The following is a 4,686-nucleotide window of genomic DNA, read 5'->3' as shown; positions in this document are numbered from 1 at the left end:
GGCCTCGGGCTGCTCGGCGGGCGGCGACGCGTCGTCGGGCGCGGCCGACGCCGCCGCCGAGCCGGCGCCCGCGGCGCGCGACGACGGCGGCCTCGCGGTCGCCGAGGGGACCGACGCGGGGCTGGTGGGGACCGCCGCGGAGTCGTCGGCGGTGGAGGGCGACCGGCAGGTCGTCCAGACCGGCACGCTGCGACTCACGGTCGAGGAGCCCCGGGTGGCGGCCGACGCCGTCGTCCGGCTCGCGGAGGACGCCGACGGGCGCGTCGACGCACGGTCGGAGCACGCGGCGACGGGTGACACCGCCGGGTCCGCGACGCTGACGATCCGCGTCCCGTCGGACCGGGTCAGCGCGACCGTCGACGCCGTCCGCGACCTGGGGAAGGTCGAGTCGATCGACCTCGACGCGCAGGACGTCACGGCGGCCGCGCAGGACCTCGACGCGCGCATCCGCGGCCTGCAGCTCTCGGTCGCCCGCATGGAGGACCTGCTCGCCCGGACCACCACGACGACGGACATCGTCTCCGCGGAGAACGCCCTCGCGGAGCGCCAGACGCGGCTGGAGGAGCTGCAGTCGCAGCGGGCGCGGCTCGCCGACGCCGTGGCGCTGTCGACGCTGACGATCGAGCTGTACGGGCCGGGGATCGTGCCTGCCGCGGCCGCTCCCGGGCCGCGCACGTTCCTCGACGGGCTGGCCGTCGGCTGGCAGTCGTTCGTGGTCGTGCTGAAGGCCGTCGTCGTGGTCGTCGGGGTCCTGCTGCCGTGGCTCGCCTTCGCGGGTGCGGTCACCGCCGGGGTCGTGGCCGTCTCGCGCTGGTGGCGTCGACGCCGGACCGCCGCCACGCCGGGCACGCCGGGCACGCCGCCCGCACCGCCGTCGACACCCTCCGGCCCGGTCGCCGCGGACACCACCGCGTAGCGAGGTCGGCGACCCGACGCCCCGGGAGCAGGTGCCCCGTTCGAGGCACTTGCCCCGGGGCGTCCCGCTTGTCATGCTCCTGTGGCGGCGGACCATCCTTCCCGCCGCGCACGGCACCGGTCATCCGACAACGACGTAGGAGCCTTCCGTGGCACGTTCCTCGATCCGTTCGCCCCTCGCAGCACTCACCGCGGCCGCCGCCGTGGTAGCGCTCTCACTCCTCTCGGCGGCACCCGCGACGGCGCACGGCCGCCCCGGTCACGGCGGCGGTCCCTCGTCGTCCACCCGCCTCTACGTGCCCCCGCCCAACGAGGGCGCGGTCAAGCAGATCGCACAGCTCGTCAAGAAGCGGCAGTACGCCGACGCCAAGGCGCTCACCAAGATGGTCGCCACCCCGCAGGCCGTGTGGTTCACCGAGGGCACCCCGAAGGAGGTCCGCAGGTCGGTCGAGAAGACCGTCCGGCACGCGAAGCTCCAGCGGGCCGTCCCCGTGATCGTCGCCTACAACCTGCCCTTCCGGGACTGCGCGCAGTACTCGGCGGGCGGCGCCCTCGACACCGCGTCGTACCTCGCGTGGATCGACGGTCTGGCGAAGGGCATTGGCACGAGTGAGGCGATCGTCCTGCTCGAGCCCGACGGCCTCGGCATCATCCCCTGGTACACGACGATCAACGGGAACACCGAGTGGTGCCAGCCCGCCGAGGCCGACCCCGCGACGGCCGCCGCCGACCGCTTCGAGCAGGTCAACGGCGCCGTCGACCGCCTCGCCGCGCTGCCCAACGTCTCCCTGTACCTCGACGGCACGCACAGCGGCTGGCTCGGCGTGGGCGACATCGCCGACCGCCTGCACAAGGCCGGTGTCGGCGAGGCCGACGGGTTCTTCCTCAACGCGTCGAACTACCAGCTCAGCGAGCGCCAGGTGAAGTACGGCAACTGGATCTCGCAGTGCCTCTGGTACGGCACGAACGACGCCGAGGGCGGCTGGCGGCTCGGGCACTTCGACTACTGCGCGAGCCAGTACTACCCGGCCGACCCCGCCGACTTCTCCACGTGGGGCCTGACCGACCAGTGGTACGTCGACAACGTCACCAACGCCGCGAACCCGCCGAGCGGCCCCGAGGCCCTCAAGCACTCGGTCATCGACACGAGCCGCAACGGCCAGGGCCCGTGGACCGCACCCGCCGACCACCCCGCGGGCGACCCGCAGGAGTGGTGCAACCCGCCGGAGCGCGGCCTCGGGCTGCGGCCCACGACGAGCACCGGCGAGGCGCTCGTCGACGCCTACCTCTGGATCAAGATCCCCGGCGAGTCCGACGGCGAGTGCCTGCGCTGGGCACCCGACGGCGGCATCGACCCGGTCCGCGGCTACCCGGGCCCGGCCGCCGGCGACTGGTTCCCGCAGATGGCGCTCGAGCTCGTCCACAACGCCGTCCCGGCGAGCTGACACCACCGCGCGAGCTGACACCACCGCACCACGGCGAGGGCCGTCCGGGTCTCCCGGGCGGCCCTCGCCGCGCGCCGCCTGCCCTGGACAGGCCGGCGGGGGGCCGGGACGCTGGGTCGCATGGCCGCGACGCAGGCGCCGGCGACGACGCGATGGCAGTGGGCGCTCGCGGGTGTCACGGCGCTCGGGCTGGCGGTCGCCGCCGCGCTCGCCGCTTACGCCGAGGCCCACCCCGGGGACGGGCAGGCGCTGCTCACGCTCTGGTTCAGCGGGATGCTCCAGATGAAGGCGTGGTTCACGACGGCCGCGCTCGTGCTGGTCGTCGTGCAGGTGCTCTCCGCGCTCGCGATGTGGGGGCGGCTCCCCGGCGTCCGCGGCGAGCCGCCCGCGTCCGTCGCGCTGCTGCACCGGTGGAGCGGGGCCGTCGCGTTCGTGCTCACGCTGCCCGTCGCGTTCCAGTGCGTGTGGTCGCTCGGGTTCGAGGACGAGCCCGCCCGGGTCCTGGTGCACAGCGTCGCCGGGTGCCTGTTCTACGGCGCGTTCGCCGCGAAGATGCTCGCCCTGCGGCTGCCGCGGCTGCCGTCCGCGGTCGTGCCCGTGCTGGGGGCGCTCGTCGCGACGCTGCTCGTCGTCGTGTGGTTCAGCTCGGCGTTCTGGTTCTTCACGCAGCCCGGGTTCGCGCGGGTGTGAGCGGGCCACGGGGGATGCGACGCGTGCGAGGGGGTGACGCGATGGAGGACGACGGTGGGCGCGGCCCGGACGGGACCGCTCGGGGCGGCGGGCACAGCCGCCGGGCCGTGCTGGAGGCTGCGGGCGTGACGGTCGTCGCGGGCGTCGTCGGGTACGTCGGGATGACCGCGCTGGCCCCGGCGCAGGGTGCGGGCGGCGACGACGGCTACGCCGCGCCCGGGCAGGACGGCGGGGGCGGCGGCGGCGACGGCACCGAGCCGGACGACGCGGGCGAGGCGCAGGACGACGCGGGCGACGGGGACGCGGCCGACGAGGACGGCGAGGTCGTCGCCGCGCTGTCCGACGTGCCGGACGGCGGCGGGGTGGTCCTCACCGACCGTCGCGTCGTCCTGGTCCGCGACGGCGAGGACGTGCACGCGTTCACCGCGGTGTGCACGCACCAGGGCTGCCTCGTCGGCGGGGTGACCGGCGGTGAGATCCGCTGCCCCTGCCACGGGAGCGCGTTCGACGCCCGCGACGGGAAGGTCGTCCAGGGGCCGGCGACCGAGGACCTCGCGGAGGTCGACGTGGACGTGCGCGACGGGCAGGTGGTGCTGCGATGAGGCGGTCGTTCTGGCAGCGCCTGCCGACGCTCGTGTGGCTCGCCGGGGTCGGTCTGGTGGTCGGCGCGGCGCTCGCGTCGCTCGTCCTCGACTGACCGGCGGGCACCGGTCGTCGCCCACCCGGACCAACCCGCGGGCGGGCGTCACCCGTGCGGCCCGAGCGTGCGCGGACCACCGCGTCGTAGCGTCGACCCACCGTCACCGGACGGCACACGCGGCAGGAGGTTCGCGGTGGGCTCACCGGGCAAGGACCCGCAGTGGCGGGAGGCGGAGCGCTTCGCGGAGCGGCATGCCCGCACGGTGCTCGCCCGCCTCGACGTCCGCGTGACGAACGCGCCCGAGGGCGCCCCGCTCGACCTGCTGGGGGTCGGCTTCGCCGCCCGCGTCGAGCACCAGCGCCACCCGGTGCAGCGGGCGGCCGTCGAGCAGCTGCACGACGCCGCGGGCACGCGCACGGCGGTGTTCTACTCGCGCTCGGGCTTCGACAAGACCGCGGTGCTGTGGGCGGACGACCACCGGGTCGCCCTGTTCGGGTACGCCGACGAGGGGTACGCGGCGCCGTTCAACGAGCGCGCCCGCGAGCTCGTGCGGCGGGGGCAGTCGGAGAGCGACCACGAGGTCCGGGTCGCGGTCGAGCTCGTCGCCCGGTACTCCGTCGAGACCCGTCGGGAGGCGCGTCGCCGGGAGTCCGAGGTGGTCGCGGAGGCGATCCGGGCGGAGGACCGGTCCCGCCGGGAGGACGAGCGGCGCCGGGTCGAGCGGCTGCGCGACGAGGCGGTGCTGGCGCGGACGCTCGCGCTGCTCCTGCTGGTCCGCGTGGACCCGTCGTCGTTGCAGGCCACCGTCGCCCGCCTCGCGGGGTCGACCGCGCCCGCGGCCGTCGCGGACGCGGCCCCGCGCCTCACGTCGGCCGAGCTGCCGGTCGCCGTCGGGCTGGTCCGCGCGCTCGTGGACGAGGCGCTCGCCGCCTTCGCGCTGCTCACGCCGACGGCGGCCCGGGGCGGCACCACGGACCGGGTGGCGCGCCGCACCGC

The 4,686-nt window shown here is 75.9% G+C and carries 5 protein-coding genes; all 5 read left to right on the top strand.

Features of this window, described 5'->3' with window-relative positions:
* Window positions 1-916 (top strand): DUF4349 domain-containing protein (locus CBZ_RS15605; RefSeq protein ID WP_130782424.1); only part of this gene is annotated, 916 nt, incomplete at its 5' end.
* Between the two features lie 148 nt (window positions 917-1,064).
* Window positions 1,065-2,360 (top strand): glycoside hydrolase family 6 protein, encoded by a 1,296-nt coding sequence (locus tag CBZ_RS15600; protein WP_130782423.1) that lies wholly within the window; start codon window positions 1,065-1,067, stop codon window positions 2,358-2,360.
* Between the two features lie 120 nt (window positions 2,361-2,480).
* Entirely contained in the window at window positions 2,481-3,050 is a 570-nt protein-coding gene (locus CBZ_RS15595) for a DUF6529 family protein (protein ID WP_130782422.1), read from the top strand.
* Between the two features lie 41 nt (window positions 3,051-3,091).
* The gene (locus tag CBZ_RS15590) at window positions 3,092-3,652 is read left to right on the top strand and encodes a Rieske (2Fe-2S) protein (protein ID WP_246013472.1); all 561 of its coding nucleotides are present in this window, start codon (window positions 3,092-3,094) and stop codon (window positions 3,650-3,652) included.
* Window positions 3,653-3,883: 231 nt separating this feature from the next.
* Window positions 3,884-4,686: hypothetical protein (locus CBZ_RS15585; RefSeq protein WP_218022792.1), on the top strand; the 803-nt coding region annotated here is incomplete at its 3' end.

The sequence above is a fragment of the Cellulomonas biazotea genome (assembly GCF_004306155.1).
In the GTDB taxonomy this organism is placed as follows: Bacteria; Actinomycetota; Actinomycetes; order Actinomycetales; family Cellulomonadaceae; genus Cellulomonas; species Cellulomonas biazotea.
This window is presented reverse-complemented; position numbering and strand designations above follow the sequence as displayed.